Origin of the sequence: Tabrizicola flagellatus, assembly GCF_046295235.1 — a bacterium.
Taxonomy (GTDB): domain Bacteria; phylum Pseudomonadota; class Alphaproteobacteria; order Rhodobacterales; family Rhodobacteraceae; genus Tabrizicola; species Tabrizicola flagellata_A.
In genome coordinates this window covers 1-14,599 of the sequence record NZ_JBKBLV010000018.1, presented here as the reverse complement: position 1 = coordinate 14,599, position 14,599 = coordinate 1, and the positions used below count along the sequence as shown (strand labels likewise).

The window sequence follows — 14,599 nt, the reverse complement described above, 5'->3', positions numbered from 1 at the left end:
GTCGCACCCCTGTCACCTTCCTGTCGCATGATCCTGCGGAGAGGGTTCTCGATGTCACGCCGCGAGCGCCGGTTCAATCGGCAGTTTCATGCACTTGAACGCCTGGTGCCGCAGCTGCGTGCGCCCCTTTCGCGACTGCGCCGGGACAGCTGGTTTCCGATCCGCTTTCCGCTCGCCATCCTTTTGACCATCGGCGGCCTCTTCTGGTTCCTGCCGATCCTCGGCCTGTGGATGCTGCCCGCCGGGCTGCTCCTGCTGGCCATCGACCTGCCGCGCCTGCGCGGGCCAATCTCGGCCGCGATCATCCGCAGCCGCTGGTCGCTGCAACGCTGGTTCAGGCGACGGCGGCGGCGCTAGTCCTCTTCCGACAGCTCCTGCTCCAGGAACCGCTCGAAGGCGTCGAGGTCCACGGGGTCGAACAACCCGAACCCCCGCATCCAGACCGAGGCCGCGCGCATCGCCTCGGGTTCGAGTTTGCACCAGATCACCCGGCCACGCCGTTCCCGGCTGATCAGCCCGGCATCGGCCAGCACCGACAGATGCTTGGAGATCGCGGCCAGGCTCATCGCGAAGGGCTCGGCCACATCGGTCACGGCCATGTCGTCCTCCAGAAGCATGGTCAGGATCGCCCGGCGGGTCGGGTCGGCAAGCGCGGCAAAGACGGCATCAAGGCGGTCGGTCATCGGGCGACTATTTCCGCGGGCTGCAAAATCGTCAACCGCGGGGTTGAATATGAAATCAAGCCCAAAGCCGGCCCGCAGCACCAAAAGCAATCATCATAATATATTCTTTTCAATGACTTGCCGGAAGTTTTGCACGCTTGACTCTCCATGCCCCTCTCCGTAGAACCGCCTCGACTGCGAGGGACATGGCCGATGGCGACCGAACCCGATCCCGACCGCCTGCGCGAGCTCGAGGCGCGGCTGTCGAAGGTGAAGGCGAAGGAACCGCCGCCCAGGTCTGCCGCAGCCAAGGGTTTCTCGCAGGGCGAGCTGGCCTGGAGGATGGTGATCGAGCTGGCGACCGGCATCATGCTGGGGTCCGGCATCGGTTACGGGCTCGACGTGCTGTTCGGCACGCTGCCGGTCTTCCTGGTGATCTTCTCGCTCTTCGGCTTCGCGGCAGGCGTCAGGACGATGCTGGGCAGCGCGAGGGAACTGGGACGGAAGGCCGAACAGGCCAACAAGGAAGGGAACTGACGATGGCGACGGAAGAACACGGCAGCGGGCTTCAGATCCACCCGATGGATCAGTTCGTCGTCAAGCCGTTGTTCGGCGACGGTCCCATCGAATGGTACACGCCCACCAATGTCACGCTCTGGATGGGCATCGCGGTCCTTGCGATGATCGCGCTTCTGGTCCTGTCCACTCGCCGCCGCGCCATCGTCCCCTCGCGCGGGCAATCGGTGGCCGAACTGTTCTACGGCTTCATCCACAAGATGGTCGAGGACGTGGCCGGCCACGAAGGGCTGAAGTTCTTCCCCTACATCATGACGCTGTTCATGTTCGTCTTCCTGTCGAACATGCTGGGCCTGATCCCGATGTCCTTCACCACCACCTCGCACATCGCGGTCACGGCGGTGCTGGCGCTCCTGGTGTTCCTGACCGTCACCCTGGTCGGCCTCTACCGCAAGGGCCTCGGCTTCCTGTCGATGTTCTGGGTCTCCTCGGCGCCGCTGGTGCTGCGCCCGATCCTCGCGGTGATCGAACTGATCTCCTACTTCGTGCGGCCGCTCTCGCACTCCATCCGTCTTGGCGGCAACCTGATGGCTGGCCACGCCGTGATCAAGGTCTTCGCAGGCTTTGCCGGCGCCATGGGCATCGCCTCGGTCGTGCCGATCGCCGCCATCATCGCGATCTACGGGCTGGAAACGCTCGTGGCCGCCGTTCAGGCCTACGTCTTCACCATTCTGACCTGCGTGTACCTGCGCGACGCCGTCGGCGACGCCCATCACTAGGTCCGGGTCCAACCAACCTCAGCATTCCATCCATAGGAGAGACATCATGGAAGGCGAACTCGCTCTGCTCGGCAAATACATCGGTGCCGGTCTGGCCACCATCGGCCTCGGCGGCGCCGGCATCGGCGTGGGCCACATTGCCGGGAACTTCCTGGCGGGCGCACTGCGCAACCCGTCGGCGGCCCCGGGCCAGATGGCCAACCTCTTCGTCGGCATCGCCTTCGCGGAAGCTCTCGGGATCTTCTCGTTCCTGATCGCTCTCCTGCTGATGTTCGCCGTCTGATCTTTCTGCGCTGACATCCGGGCCGGGATGATCCCCGGCCCAGGTTCCACAGGAGAGACGACATGGCAACCGAAGCTACTGCCGAGGCGGGAAAGGCTGTGGGGATGCCCCAGCTCGACTTCTCGACCTGGCCGAACCAGATCTTCTGGCTTCTGGTCACGCTGGTCGTGATCTATTTCGTGCTGTCGCGCATCGCCCTGCCCCGCATCGGCGCGGTGCTGGCCGACCGGAAAAGCACGATCACCAACGACCTTGCCGCAGCCGAAGAGCTGAAGCAGAAAGCGATCGAGGCCGAGAAATCCTACAACGAAGCGCTGGCCAATGCTCGGACCGAGGCCGCGAAGATCGTGGCCCAGGCCAGGGCCGAGATCCAGAAGGACCTCGATGCGGCCACCGCGAAAGCCGATGCCGAAATCGCGGCAAAGGCGGCGGAATCCGAGAAGACGATTGCCGAAATCCGCGACGGCGCCGCCCAGGCGGTGTCCGAAGTGGCCCGTGATGTCGCGGCCGAACTGGTTGCCGCGCTTGGCGTCGGCGCAGACGCAAAAACCGTGACCGCGGCCGTTGCCGCCCGGCTGAAAGGGTAAGGCGATGAAGAAGCTCTCCATTCTCTTCACCCTTGTCGCCTCGCCCGCGATGGCGGCCTCAGGTCCGTTCTTCTCGCTGCAGAACACGAACTTCGTGGTCCTGATCGCCTTCATCGCCTTCATCGGTATCCTGGTCTACATGAAGGTCCCGGCCAAGCTGACGGGTATGCTCGACGCCCGCGCCGCCGCCATCAAGGCCGAACTCGACGAGGCTCGCGCCCTGCGCGAGGAAGCCAAGTCGATCCTCGCCACCTACGAACGCCGGCAGAAGGAAGTCCAGGAACAGGCCGACCGAATCGTCAGCGCGGCCCGGGAGGAGGCACTCGCCGCCGCCGCCCAGGCGAAGGAGGACCTCAAGGCCTCGATCGCCCGCCGGATGGCGTCGGCCACCGAACAGATCGCGTCGGCCGAAGCCGCCGCGATCCGCCAGGTCCGGGAACAGGCCGTCGCGGTGGCCGTGGCCGCTGCCGGCGACGTGCTGTCCAAGCAGATGACCGCCGATGCCGTCTCGACTTCGATCGACGACGCCATCGCCCAGGTCGAAGCCCGGCTGCACTAAGCCGGCAGGGCCAGGAAACGGAAAACGGCGGTCCCGCAAGGGGCCGCCGGTTCTGCTTTTCGGCGCCGCTCGTCCTGGGCCTCTTCGGCCCCTCCTCGCTGGAACCGCTCCCTCACGACGAGAAGCCGAAGGCGAACGAGGAGTTACCCTTCACCGCAACGCGAAGCCGAGCGCGCGCCGCAGGAGCCGTTCCTCAAACCCCCGCCCGGCGCAGCGCCGCCACTACGACCACCCCCAGCAAGGCCGCGGCCACGTCGCTGCGCAACACCAGCGTCAGCCCGACGACGGCGGTCAGCGCCAGCCCCTCAGCCAGCCCGCCCGCCTGCACCGCCAGCGCCGTGATCCCCGCCATCACCGCCAGAGGCGTGGCGCGCAAGGCCGCCTCGATGCGGGGCGTCACCGGCACAAGGCGCATCAGCGTGAACCCCGCCACCCGGCACAGGAAGGCCGCCGAGGCCATGACCGCCAGCAGGACCGGAAAGCTGTCCGTCATCGGTGCACCAGCGCCGCGACCGCAGCCCCCGCCAGCCCCGCCGCGATGATCGCCGGGGCCGGGCCGAACAGATGCGCCACGACCAGCGCCGTCCCCGCGCCCACCGCCACCGGCAGCAGGTCCGCCCACGCCTTGACCATGGCCGTCATCATCCCCGCGGCAAAGCAGGCGAGCATCAGGTCGAAGCCCAGCGCCTCGGGCCTCGGCAGCACCGTCACCGCCCCCGCGCCCAGCGCCGTCCCCGCCAACCATCCCGCCGTGATCGGCGCCCCGGTACCGGCAAGATAGGCCCGGTCCTCCTCGCCCGCGCGGACCTTGCGCATCGTCATCAGCCAGTTGGCATCGCCAAGAAGCAGCAAGCTCCCATAGGCCCGAACCGGCCCCGCCGACCACAGCCACGGCTGCAAGGCCGCCCCGAACAGAAGATACCGCGCGTTGATGACCAGGATGGTGGCGAACAGTGCCCAAAGCGTCGCCTCGCCGGTCTGCAGCAGGTTCACCGCCGCCAGCTGCGCCGAGCCGGAATAGATCGCCGCACTGGTCGCCACGGCCTTGCCAACGCCGAACCCGGCCTGTGCCGCGACCAGCCCGAACCCCACCCCATAGGCGAAGATCGACAGCGCCAACGGCACCCCGTCCCGCGCCCCGCGCCGGAAGCCGTCGAAAGAGAACGGTGCGCGGCTCACCGCCGCGTAGGGTGCGCTACAGCGCACCTTCCCGACCGTGCAACGCGCACCACCGCACCCCCACCGTAGGGTGCGCTACAGCGCACCATCCCCACGTCCAACCCACGCAACCGCAACACGCCCGGGACCACTCATGCTCCCCGCGCCGCCGCCCGCAACACCCGGTCCAACACATCTAGGAACCGGCTCCGGTCCGCCTTGGAAAACATCTTGCCCCCGCCCTGCCGGAACGGATCGGCCGAGCGCAGATCCTGCATCAGGTCCCGCGTCGCCAGCGCCATGCCGACATTGGCCGCCGTCAGTTCCTCGCCGTTGTGCTTCACCACCCGCGCGCCCCTTGCCACGCATTTCGCGGCCAGCGGAATGTCCCCGGTGACGACCACGTCCCCCGGCCCGCAGGCCTCGGCGATCCACTTGTCGGCCTCATCCGGCCCCTGGCCCACGAAGACGCTCTCGACGAGCGGGTTCTGCGAGGGCCGGATCCCCCCGTTCGACACCACCACCATCCGCACCCTGTGGCGGGTGGCGACCGTCTCGGCCTCGGCCTTCACCGGGCAGGCGTCCGCATCGATATACAGCGTCATGCGGCCCCCGAGGCGCCGTGGACAGGGGTTAAGGAACCCCTAACGGAAAATCGCAAGTTCTTGTTTCCAAATGCAACTCGGCGATTGTCCACCGTGGACACCTTCAGATCGCGGCCTTCCGCATCTCGTCCAGGTAGATCTCGCGCAGGCGCGTCGCCACCGGCCCCGGCTTGCCCGAACCGACCGGCTTGCCATCCACCTCCACGACCGGCATCACGAAGATCGAGGCCGCGGTGGAGAACGCCTCGTCCGCCCCCTGCGCCTCGGCCGGGGTGAACGGCCGCTCCTCCACCTCGAATTGGGCCTCGGCCGCGAAGCGCAGGACCGCCGCCCGGGTGATCCCGTGCAGGATGTCGTTGCCCAGGGCCCGCGTGATGATCCGGTTCCCCTTCACGATATAGGCGTTGTTCGAGGTCCCCTCGGTCACCGCACCCGCCTCGTCGGTGAACCAGCTGTCATCCACCCCGGCCTTTTTCGCCGCCATCTTCCCCATCGAGGGATACAGCAGCTGCACCGTCTTGATATCGACGCGGCTCCAGCGCAGGTCCGGGATCGTGATGACCCGGAACCCGGTCTTGGCCGCCGGAGCATCCGCAAGGTTCGGGATGTTCTGCGTGAAGGCTACCACGGTGCCGGGGACCGAGACGTCGGGGAACAGGAACGACCGGTCCCCAGGGTTCCCCCGCGTGACCTGAAGGTAGATCATCCCCTGGTCGATCCCGTTCCGCGCCACCAGCTTGCGATGCATCGCCAGCAGCTCATCAGACGAGATCGGGCAGGTCATCTCGAGCTCCCGCAGCGACCGCTCCAGCCGCCGGATGTGCCCCTCGAAGTCGATCAGCTTGCCGTCCAGCACCGAGGTCACCTCATAGACGCCGTCGGCCATCAGGAACCCCCGGTCGAAGATCGAGACCTTCGCTTCCGCTTCGGGCAGGTAGTCTCCATTCACATAGACAGTGCGGGTCATGCTGTTATCCCCAAAGCTGCGGCAGGGCCGGGTGGATGTGGCGGTCGTCATAGGTGACCGGATGCGCGCGGTCCTGCGCCATGTCGGCGGGGCCGTCAAGGTCCGACCAGTCGGCACCTTGCGCGACCAGGATCGCCGGGGCCATGGAAAGCGAGGTCGAGATCATGCAGCCGACCATCACCCGCAACCCCAACCGCCGCGCCTCGTCCCGCGCGCGCAGCGCCTCGGTCAGCCCCCCGGTCTTGTCGAGCTTCAGGTTGACCACGTCGTACTTGCCCAAGAGGCTGGGGAGCGAGGCCGCGTCATGAGCGCTTTCGTCCGCACAGACCGGCAAAGGCCGCGCGATCTCGGCCAGCATGTCGTCGGCCCCCTGCGGCAGGGGCTGCTCCACCATCTCCACCCCAAGGCGGATCAGGTGGGGGGCCAAGTCGCTGTAGACCTCGGGCGTCCAGCCCTCGTTCGCATCGACGATCAGGCGGACCTTGGGAGCACCGGCGCGGACCGCCTCGATCCGGGGCATGTCGGCGGGGGTGCCGAGCTTGACCTTCAGTACCGCCCGATGGGCATTCCGCGCCGCCGCCTCGCGCATCTTCTCGGGCGTATCGAGCGAGAGAGTGAAGGCGATCTCCACCGGCTTCGGGGCGGCCAAACCCGCCAGCTGCCAGACCGGCCGACCCGAGGCTTTCGCCTCCAGATCCCACAGTGCGCAGTCCACGGCGTTCCGTGCCGCGCCGGGGTTCATCGCCTCTTGCAGCGCGGCGCGCGTGATCCCCTCGGGCAAGCCCTTGATCGCCGCCACGGCCGCCTCCACCGTCTCGCCATAGCGCGGATAGGGAAGCCCTTCGCCCCAGGCCCTGACGCCGCCGCGCGCGACCGTGCAGGTCACCACCCGCGCCTCGGTCTTGGACCCGCGCGAGATGGTGAAGGGGGTGCGAAGGGGGAAGGTCTCGGCCTGGGCGGTAATCATGGGGGGAACTTTAGGGGCCGCGAAAGGGATTGGGAAGCGGCGGCACTTTCTGCGCATGCAAAACGGATGTTGCACTGCGGCACGCAACAATATAACCGTCTTTGCGAATCCGACGTAATATCCTTGCCCACGGGAATCTTAGATGAGCTTCCGCCTGCAACCCCCCGCCCCCGCCCGCCCGAACCGCTGCCAGCTGTTCGGCCCGGGGTCGCGCCCCGAACTCTTTGCCAAGATGGCGGCCTCGGCAGCGGATGTCATCAACCTGGACCTCGAGGATTCCGTCGCCCCGGCGGACAAGCCGCAGGCGCGGGCGAACATCATCAAGGCGATTTCCGAGGTGGACTGGGGCCGCAAGACGCTGTCGGTGCGGATCAACGGGCTCGACACCCCCTTCTGGTATCGCGATGTGGTGGACCTCCTGGAACAGGCGGGCGAGCGGCTCGACCAGATCATGATCCCGAAAGTCGGTTGCGCGGCGGATGTCTATGCGGTCGATGCGCTCGTCACGGCCTGCGAGGCGGCGGCAGGGCGCGGCAAGCGCATCAGCCTGGAGGTCATCATCGAGACGGCGGCGGGGATCGCCCATGTCGAGGAGATCGCCGCCAGCAGTCCCCGGTTGCAGGCGATGAGCCTTGGCGCGGCGGATTTCGCGGCCTCGATGGGGATGCAGACCACCGGGATCGGGGGGACGCAGGAAAACTACTACATGCACCGCGAGGGGCAGAAGTACTGGTCCGACCCCTGGCATTGGGCGCAGGCGGCGATCGTGGCGGCCTGCCGGACGCATGGCGTCCTGCCGGTGGACGGGCCGTTCGGGGATTTCAGCGACGAGGAGGGCTTCCGCGCCCAGGCGCGACGCTCGGCGACGCTGGGGATGGTCGGAAAATGGGCGATCCACCCCAAGCAGGTGGCACTGGCGAACGAGGTGTTCACCCCCTCGGAAGCCGCCGTGCGCGAGGCGCGCGAGATCCTGGAGGCGATGGAGGCTGCGAAGGCCGCGGGCCAGGGGGCCGCGGTCTACAAGGGGCGGCTGGTGGACATCGCCAGCATGCGCCAGGCCGAGGTCATCGTACGGCAGGCGGAACTGATCGGGGTCTGAGATACGTTTGACTTAGCAAGAGGCGTCGCGCGCCCCGATCTGCACCGACTGACGCATCAGCGGTCAAAGCTGAATAGAAAGGCACCCTGCCCGTTCGCCAGTGCGGCTGCATGAACGTTTGAGGGCTGAATACGAATGATCGCGCCCGAAGCGAGATCGTGCACTCTCTGGTTTGGCATGGGCTGCCCATCCACGAACGCTCCGTTCGTAGTCACCGAAACCTGGGCATCAGTATCATTTCGTACGTCAACGGTCACAGCGATGTCGATTGGCCCCGAAGCAAAGAGTGTGACGTCATCAGGCAGTTCTGCCCTCAGGCGTTCCACGGCATCAAGGTCAAGATACAGGCCGACCATAACCGTGTCGTCAGCAAGACTTGTCCGCATCGACAGCGGTGGACCAGACTTGGTGTTCGCTGGGAGGACCGGCAGCGCCACCCTGAAATCTGCGAAGTTGTCGAAATTGCGCCGCGTGCATCCGATGAATGTCGCGCCTGCATATTCCGTGGCAAGCGCCTCGGCCAGAGATGGAGCGAGTTCCCTGCACTTTGTCTCGCTGCCGGTTTCGATGCCGATTACACCGGTCATTGTAGCCGCTTTCCCATCAATGGCAGCCTGAGCCGCCTTGATGCTTCCTTCGCCAACATAATCTGCCTTGCATCCCATCAATGCCGCGGCGGCCGCAAACACCAACTTGCGCATAGCTCCCCCATGCTTTCGCACTTCAACCCAAAGCCTAGACAGTCCGATGACAAGGTGTCCAGTCGCGACCGATGGCAATTCCGCCCCCTTTGCATGAAGGCGTTCATCGCGGGGAACTACCCTTGCGAAGTGGCTAGGGGAGTAGATGAACTGAGCATTATGCTTCAGGATAGCCAGAAAGAAGTCATCGAGATGCACAGCAGTGTAGCTGACAATTCTTCACGCCAACCACCGTATCAGAACAGCCTGCCGCCCAGCGGCACCTCCTGGTCCGGGCCGATCAGCACCACCGCGCCCGCGGCGTCGGGCAGGCCCAGGACCAGCACCTCGGACAGGACCGGGCCGATCTGGCGCGGCGGGAAGTTGACCACGGCCAGCACCTGCCGGCCGACCAGGTCCTCGAGCCGGTAATGTTTCGTGATCTGGGCCGAAGATCGTTTCTCCCCGATCTCCGGCCCGAAATCGACCCAGAGCCTGTAGGCGGGCTTCCTCGCCTCGGGGAAGGGTTCGGCGCGGGTGATGCGGCCGACGCGGATGTCCACGCGGGCGAAATCGTCGTAGGTGATGGTCATTTGCCGAGTTCCCGTCCCCGGTCGGCGGCGGCCTTCACCGCCCGGCGCATCAGGGCCGGGAAGCCCGTCTCGGGGTCCATCAGCACCGCCAGCGCCGCAGCCGTGGTGCCACCGGGCGAGGTGACGTCAATGCGCAGTTGCGCGGCGCTTTCCGGGCTCTGATAGGCCAGTTCCCCCGCCCCGCAGACCGTGGCGCGGGCGAGTTGCATCGCCATCCCGGCAGGCAGGCCCTCGGCTTCCCCTGCGGCGGCGAGGGCCTCGATCAGGTGGAAGACATAGGCGGGGCCCGAGCCCGAGACGGCGGTGACCGCGTCGATCTGGTCCTCGGAGGTCAGGTCCACCACCTCGCCCACGGCGGCCATCAGGTCGCGCGCCAGGGCGAAATCGGCGTCCGACACATGTGCATTGCGGCAGAGCGCGGTGATCCCCCGGCCCACCATCGCCGGGGTGTTCGGCATGGTGCGGACGATGGGGGTGCGGGTGCCGAGCACCTCCTCGAAGGTGGCGATCTTGGTGCCAGCGGCGATCGAGACGAACAGCGTCCTGCCGTTGCCCAGCGCCTGCAAGGCCGGCAGCGCGGCGCCCATCATCTGCGGCTTGACCGCCAGAAGCGCCACGGCCGGCGCGGCGGGAACGCCCCTGTTCAGGTGAACGCCGGTGCCCTTCAGCCAGTCGGTCGGATTCGGCTCGATCACCCAGACCGAGGCCGGCGGCACCCCGGCGGCGAGCCAGCCGGTCAACAGCGCCGTGCCCATCTTGCCGCAGCCCAAGAGCACCAGCCCCTCACGGGTCACACGATCCAGGTTCATCCGATCCCCCTTTCGAACCGGGGGCAGGTTAGGCGCGGCCGTAGGCCTCGGCAATGGCAACCTTCATCGCCTCGGCCGGGGACTGGTCGCCCCAGGAGACGAGCTGGAAGGCCGGGTAGAACCGTTCCGAGGCGCTGACCGCGCTGGCGATCAGGCGGTCGATCTGCTCCGGCCCGGCCATCTGGCCGCCCGACAGCACCAGCCCGTAGCGCCAGACCATCAGCTTCTGTTCCGCCCACCAGGTGAAGGCGCCGGACCAGACCATGTCGTTGCAGCGGTTCAGCACGTCGAGGAGGTTCGGCAGCTTTTCGCCGGGCGGGTCCATCTCGAAGGTGCAGATCAGGCGCAGGGTTTCGTCCTGGTCGCTCCAGGCCAGCGTCAGGGAATAGGTGCGCCATTGCCCCTCGACCGCCATGGCGATCTGGTCGTCGGTCACACGGTCGAATTCCCAGGCGTGGTGTTCGGCCAGGGTTTCGACGATGTCGATGGGGTGGAGATCCTCCATCGCAGCGTAGTCTTCGGAAAGCGACATGCCCGGCCTCATCATGAAGCTTCTGGCGGGCCGAAACCCACTAGAAACTGGGTATCTGGCAAGGGTCTGCGTTTGCCTGACGAGGCCCTTACTAGATATGGTGGGACAGGAGCGAAAGCCTGTAAAGCGATTTCTTGCGAAAATAGCTGTGGAAAAGCGGAAATCGGGGTCGGGAGAGTCTGCGGAGTCAAGGACTTGGCATTCCGGGCGAGCAGGGCCGCCGCAGGGACACGCTGCGGCAGAAAAATGCCCCCGTGCGGGGGGTGCACGGGGGCGTGTCGGAACAGGTCCTTGCCCTTCAGGGGACAGCAGGCAGGGACCGGGGCGATGGGGACAGATCGCATCTCCGGACGCCCTGACCCTAGGGTCGGGCTGAATCGGGAATGTGACAGGCCGGGCCCTGCGCGCGCAAAAGCTGTGGATTACTTGCGGCGCGAGCGGATCATTCCGGTGATGTCGAACACCTGTTCGAGAATGGGTTCGGCGATGGCGGCGGCCCGCTCGGCCCCGTCGCCGAGGATGCGGTCGATCTCGGCCGGGTCGGCCATCAGTCGGTTCATCTCGGTGGTGATCGGCGACAGCTTGGCGACGGCAAGATCGGCGAGGGCGGGCTTGAAGGTGCCGAACTGGGCGCCGGCGAAGTCGCGGATGACCTGGTCCACGCTGTGCCCGGCCAAGGCCGCATAGATGTTCACAAGGTTCCGCGCCTCGGGGCGGTCCTTCAGGCCCTCGGCGGTTTCGGGCAGCGGATCGGGGTCGGTCTTGGCCTTGCGGATCTTCTGTGCGATCATGTCGGCGCTGTCGGTCAGGTTGATCCGGCTCTGGTCCGAGGGGTCGGACTTGGACATCTTCTTCGTCCCGTCGCGCAAGCTCATGACGCGGGTCGCGGCGCCCTCGATCAGGGGTTCGACCACCGGGAAGAAGTCCACGCCATAGTCGTTGTTGAACTTGATCGCGATGTCGCGGGTCAGCTCCAGGTGCTGCTTCTGGTCCTCGCCCACCGGGACCATGGTCGCGTGATAGACAAGGATGTCGGCCGCCATCAGCGAGGGATAGGCGAAGAGGCCGAGCGATGCCGCCTCGGCGTTCTTGCCGGCCTTGTCCTTCCACTGGGTCATCCGGCTCATCCAGCCCATGCGGGCGATGCAGTTGAAGATCCAGCCAAGTTCCGCGTGGGCGGAGACCTGGGACTGGTTGAAGAGGATGGACCGTTTCGGGTCGATCCCCGCCGCGATGAAGGCGGCCGCGCCCTCGCGGGTCTGCTGGCGGAGCTTCGCCGGATCCTGCCAGACGGTGATCGCGTGCAGGTCCACGAGGCAATAGATCGTCTCGATCCCCTCGTCCTGCTTTTCCACGAAGCGTTTCAGCGCGCCGAGATAGTTGCCCAGCGTCAGCCCGCCCGAGGGCTGGATGCCCGAGAAGATGCGGGGTTTGAAGGTTTTCGGCGTTTGGACCGCCGAAGCCTGCGAGGTCATGGGGTGGCTCCATCTGGAAAATCCTGCCGGACCCGCGTAATCCAAGGGCAAACAGGCGTCAATCGGACAAGGCAGCGAGGCAGGACATGGATCAGGAATTGCACGCCCCTCCCTTGAACCCCCTGCCCTGGATCGTCTGGGCCCTGGCCCTGCCGGTGATCGCGATGGAGATGCTCCTGTCGCTGGCCGAGGCCGGACTGGTCGGCGGGGCGCAGGGCGTGGGCTGGCGGTTGCAGGCGGTGGAACGCTTCGGGATGTTCCCCGAGCTTCTGAAGCTGCAATGGGAAACCGGCGGCCACCCGGCCGCAGAGCTGCACCGGCTGGTCAGCTACAGCCTGGTGCACGGCGGGGTGACCCATGCGCTGTTTGCCGTGGTCATGCTGCTCGCGCTTGGCAAATGGGTGGGCGAGGTCTTCCGCTGGTGGGCGGTGCTGGCGGTGGTGCTGGGCTCGGCGGCGGCGGGGGCTCTGGCCTATGGTCTTCTGGTGCCAGGCATCCGCGCGCCGCTGATCGGGGCCTATCCGGCGGTTTACGGGCTGATCGGGGCCTTCACCTTCATGATCTTCACCAACCTGTCGCGGGTGGGCGCGAACAAGTGGCGCGCCTTTTCGCTGATCGGGTTCCTCTTGTTCTTCCAGTTCGTCTTCGGGATGCTGTTCGGCGGCGGCTGGGACTGGGTGGCCGACGTCGCGGGCTTTGCGGCGGGGTTCCTGTTGTCGGTCGTGGTCAGCCCCGGCGGGTTCCGGCGGGTGCTGGACCAGATCCGTCAGCGCTGAGGCTGGAGCGCCCGCAGGTCCGACAGGCGCACGGCCCTGAGCGCAAAGGCTGCGACGGCATAGCTGGCCATGCCGATCCCGATGAGAAGCACAAGGCCGAGGATCCGCCAGCCGCGATCTTCCAGCAGGGGCATGAGGAGGCCCCAGCCGACCCAGAGCGCCGCCCCCATCAGGGCCGAGGCCAGCGCGATCCGCCAGAGGCGCGACCGGAACCGGGCGTCGAAGCGCGTCTCCTCGCCCAAGGCCCGCGAGCCCCACCAGAGTTGACCGACCATGACCCAGGCCGACAGCGTGGTGGCCCAGGCGGCGGCGGAAAAGCCGATCCAGGGCATCATCCCGAAGGCAAGGACTGCGTTCAGGACCATGGACCAGACGGCATAGCGGAAGGGGCTGCGCGTGTCCTCGCGGGCGTAGAACAGCGGTTGCAGCGCCTTTTGCAGGACGAAGGCGGGCAGGCCCAGGCCATAGATCGCCAGGGCAAGCGCGGTGGCGGCGGTATCGTCGGCTCCGAAGGCGCCGCGCTGGTAGAGGACTTCGGTGATCGGGAGGGCGATGACGACCAGCGCCACGGCGGCGGGAAGGGTGAGAAGCAGCGCGAACTCCGTCCCCCGGTTGAAGGCGTCCTGCCCGCCCGCGCTGTCGCCGGCCTGAAGCCGGCGGGACAGTTCGGGCAGAAGCACCGTGCCCACCGCGATCGCCACCACGCCCAGCGGCAGCTGGTAGAGACGGTCGGCATAGACCAGCCAGGAGATCGCGCCCTCTGTCCCCGAGGCGACCTGCCGCGAGACCAGAAGGTTGATCTGCACCACCCCGCCGACCATGAGCGCCGGCCCCATGTTGACCATCAGCCGGCGGAAATCCGGGGTCAGGCGCGGCAGACGCAGGCGGGGGACAAAGCCGATGCGGCGGGCGGCGTAAAGCGTCCAGGCCAGTTGCGCGATCCCGGTGATCGGCGTGGTCCAGGCCAGCGTCAGGCCCATATCCCAGCCGTTGTAGTGGGCCAGCATCATGGCGGCGATGAAGACAAGGTTCATCAGCACCGGCACCGCGCCCGCCTCGGCAAAGTGGCCATGGGCGTTCAGGATGCCCGATAGCAGCGCGAAGAGCGAGATGAAGCCGATATAGACGAAGGTGATCCGCCCGAACTCGACCGCGAGGTCGAAGCGCCCGTCGCCGACGAAGCCCGAGGCCATGGCCCAGACCAGAAACGGCATGGCGATGGTGCCGATCAGGGTGAAGAGGATCAGGAAGGCGGTCAGGCCGGAAAAGGCGTTCTGCGCGAAATCCTCGGCATCGGTGCCGGCCTCGACCTTCTTGGAGTAGAGCGGCACGAAGGCCTGGTTGAACGCGCCTTCCGCGAAAAAGCGGCGGAACATGTTCGGCAGCGAGAAGGCCACGTTGAAGGCGTCTGCCACCGGCCCCGCGCCAAGGTAGGCGGCCATCATCAGCTCGCGCACCAGCCCCGCCCCGCGCGAGACCAGCGTCCAGCCGCCCAGCGTGACGATGCTGCGGATCATCCGGCTCATGCGCCGGCCCTTTCGGCCCCTTCCGT

At 66.7% G+C, this 14,599-nt stretch carries 20 protein-coding genes; 8 read left to right on the top strand and 12 right to left on the bottom strand.

The genetic code is table 11. The annotated features are described in order from the left end of the window. The first annotated feature begins 105 nt into the window (after positions 1 to 105). Complete coding sequence (locus tag ACK4IU_RS09680) at positions 106 to 357, top strand: hypothetical protein (RefSeq protein WP_409734327.1); 252 nt, start codon at positions 106 to 108, stop codon at positions 355 to 357. Here the strand turns inward: ACK4IU_RS09680 and ACK4IU_RS09675 are convergent. Further along, the gene (locus tag ACK4IU_RS09675) at positions 354 to 683 is read right to left on the bottom strand and encodes an ArsR/SmtB family transcription factor (RefSeq protein WP_409734325.1); all 330 of its coding nucleotides are present in this window, start codon (positions 681 to 683) and stop codon (positions 354 to 356) included. The genes ACK4IU_RS09680 and ACK4IU_RS09675 overlap by 4 nt on opposite strands. Before the next feature lie 192 nt (positions 684 to 875). Here ACK4IU_RS09675 and ACK4IU_RS09670 point away from each other — a divergent pair, with 192 nt between their 5' ends. The 5 genes from ACK4IU_RS09670 to ACK4IU_RS09650 all read left to right on the top strand — a co-directional run bounded on the left by ACK4IU_RS09670 (position 876) and on the right by ACK4IU_RS09650 (position 3,386). Further along, positions 876 to 1,199, top strand: coding sequence for an AtpZ/AtpI family protein (locus tag ACK4IU_RS09670; protein WP_409734323.1), 324 nt, complete (start codon positions 876 to 878; stop codon positions 1,197 to 1,199). 2 nt (positions 1,200 to 1,201) lie between these two features. Next, positions 1,202 to 1,957 (top strand): F0F1 ATP synthase subunit A, encoded by a 756-nt coding sequence (locus tag ACK4IU_RS09665; protein ID WP_409734321.1) that lies wholly within the window; start codon positions 1,202 to 1,204, stop codon positions 1,955 to 1,957. Between the two features lie 46 nt (positions 1,958 to 2,003). After that, complete coding sequence (locus tag ACK4IU_RS09660; protein ID WP_135448301.1) at positions 2,004 to 2,240, top strand: F0F1 ATP synthase subunit C; 237 nt, start codon at positions 2,004 to 2,006, stop codon at positions 2,238 to 2,240. A 62-nt stretch (positions 2,241 to 2,302) separates the two neighbouring features. Further along, positions 2,303 to 2,827, top strand: a complete 525-nt coding sequence (locus ACK4IU_RS09655; protein WP_409734317.1) for a F0F1 ATP synthase subunit B' — start codon at positions 2,303 to 2,305, stop codon at positions 2,825 to 2,827. Between the two features lie 4 nt (positions 2,828 to 2,831). Beyond that, positions 2,832 to 3,386, top strand: coding sequence for a F0F1 ATP synthase subunit B (locus ACK4IU_RS09650; RefSeq protein WP_409734315.1), 555 nt, complete (start codon positions 2,832 to 2,834; stop codon positions 3,384 to 3,386). Between the two features lie 193 nt (positions 3,387 to 3,579). Here ACK4IU_RS09650 and ACK4IU_RS09645 read toward each other — a convergent pair whose 3' ends face one another. From ACK4IU_RS09645 to dgcA, 5 genes are all read right to left on the bottom strand, one after another. Further along, a complete protein-coding gene (locus tag ACK4IU_RS09645; RefSeq protein WP_409734313.1) occupies positions 3,580 to 3,879 on the bottom strand; it encodes an AzlD family protein in 300 nt (99 codons plus the stop codon). Beyond that, positions 3,876 to 4,565: an AzlC family ABC transporter permease gene (locus tag ACK4IU_RS09640; protein WP_409734311.1), complete on the bottom strand. Its 690-nt coding sequence runs from the start codon at positions 4,563 to 4,565 to the stop codon at positions 3,876 to 3,878. Before ACK4IU_RS09640 ends, ACK4IU_RS09645 begins: the two co-directional genes overlap by 4 nt. Positions 4,566 to 4,696: 131 nt before the next feature. Next, positions 4,697 to 5,149 carry a YaiI/YqxD family protein gene (locus tag ACK4IU_RS09635; RefSeq protein ID WP_409734309.1) on the bottom strand — a complete coding sequence of 151 codons (453 nt, stop codon included), beginning with the start codon at positions 5,147 to 5,149 and terminating at the stop codon, positions 4,697 to 4,699. A gap of 103 nt (positions 5,150 to 5,252) precedes the next feature. After that, positions 5,253 to 6,116, bottom strand: coding sequence for a D-amino-acid transaminase (locus tag ACK4IU_RS09630; protein WP_409734306.1), 864 nt, complete (start codon positions 6,114 to 6,116; stop codon positions 5,253 to 5,255). A gap of 4 nt (positions 6,117 to 6,120) precedes the next feature. Next, positions 6,121 to 7,083 carry an N-acetyl-D-Glu racemase DgcA gene (gene dgcA, locus ACK4IU_RS09625; protein ID WP_409734304.1) on the bottom strand — a complete coding sequence of 321 codons (963 nt, stop codon included), beginning with the start codon at positions 7,081 to 7,083 and terminating at the stop codon, positions 6,121 to 6,123. Positions 7,084 to 7,225: 142 nt separating this feature from the next. Between dgcA and ACK4IU_RS09620 the strand changes: the two genes are divergently transcribed. Continuing rightward, entirely contained in the window at positions 7,226 to 8,182 is a 957-nt protein-coding gene (locus ACK4IU_RS09620) for an L-malyl-CoA/beta-methylmalyl-CoA lyase (protein WP_409734302.1), read from the top strand. A 56-nt stretch (positions 8,183 to 8,238) separates the two neighbouring features. Here ACK4IU_RS09620 and ACK4IU_RS09615 read toward each other — a convergent pair whose 3' ends face one another. The 5 genes from ACK4IU_RS09615 to trpS all read right to left on the bottom strand — a co-directional run bounded on the left by ACK4IU_RS09615 (position 8,239) and on the right by trpS (position 12,271). Continuing rightward, complete coding sequence (locus tag ACK4IU_RS09615; protein ID WP_409734300.1) at positions 8,239 to 8,883, bottom strand: hypothetical protein; 645 nt, start codon at positions 8,881 to 8,883, stop codon at positions 8,239 to 8,241. Positions 8,884 to 9,119: 236 nt separating this feature from the next. Then, positions 9,120 to 9,455: a tRNA-binding protein gene (locus ACK4IU_RS09610; protein ID WP_409734298.1), complete on the bottom strand. Its 336-nt coding sequence runs from the start codon at positions 9,453 to 9,455 to the stop codon at positions 9,120 to 9,122. Beyond that, entirely contained in the window at positions 9,452 to 10,264 is an 813-nt protein-coding gene (gene proC / locus ACK4IU_RS09605; protein WP_409734295.1) for a pyrroline-5-carboxylate reductase, read from the bottom strand. The genes ACK4IU_RS09610 and proC overlap by 4 nt, the downstream gene beginning before the upstream one ends. A 28-nt stretch (positions 10,265 to 10,292) precedes the next feature. Next, a complete protein-coding gene (locus ACK4IU_RS09600) occupies positions 10,293 to 10,796 on the bottom strand; it encodes a YbjN domain-containing protein (RefSeq protein ID WP_409734292.1) in 504 nt (167 codons plus the stop codon). A 422-nt stretch (positions 10,797 to 11,218) separates the two neighbouring features. Beyond that, positions 11,219 to 12,271, bottom strand: coding sequence for a tryptophan--tRNA ligase (gene trpS, locus ACK4IU_RS09595; protein ID WP_409734289.1), 1,053 nt, complete (start codon positions 12,269 to 12,271; stop codon positions 11,219 to 11,221). Between the two features lie 86 nt (positions 12,272 to 12,357). On the opposite strand from trpS, the gene ACK4IU_RS09590 reads away from it, so the two are divergent. After that, positions 12,358 to 13,047, top strand: a complete 690-nt coding sequence (locus tag ACK4IU_RS09590) for a rhomboid family intramembrane serine protease (RefSeq protein WP_409734286.1) — start codon at positions 12,358 to 12,360, stop codon at positions 13,045 to 13,047. On the opposite strand, the gene murJ is transcribed toward ACK4IU_RS09590, so the two are convergent. Beyond that, positions 13,038 to 14,573, bottom strand: a complete 1,536-nt coding sequence (gene murJ, locus ACK4IU_RS09585) for a murein biosynthesis integral membrane protein MurJ (RefSeq protein ID WP_409734283.1) — start codon at positions 14,571 to 14,573, stop codon at positions 13,038 to 13,040. The two genes, ACK4IU_RS09590 and murJ, sit on opposite strands and share 10 nt — an antisense overlap. Positions 14,574 to 14,599: the final 26 nt, after the last annotated feature.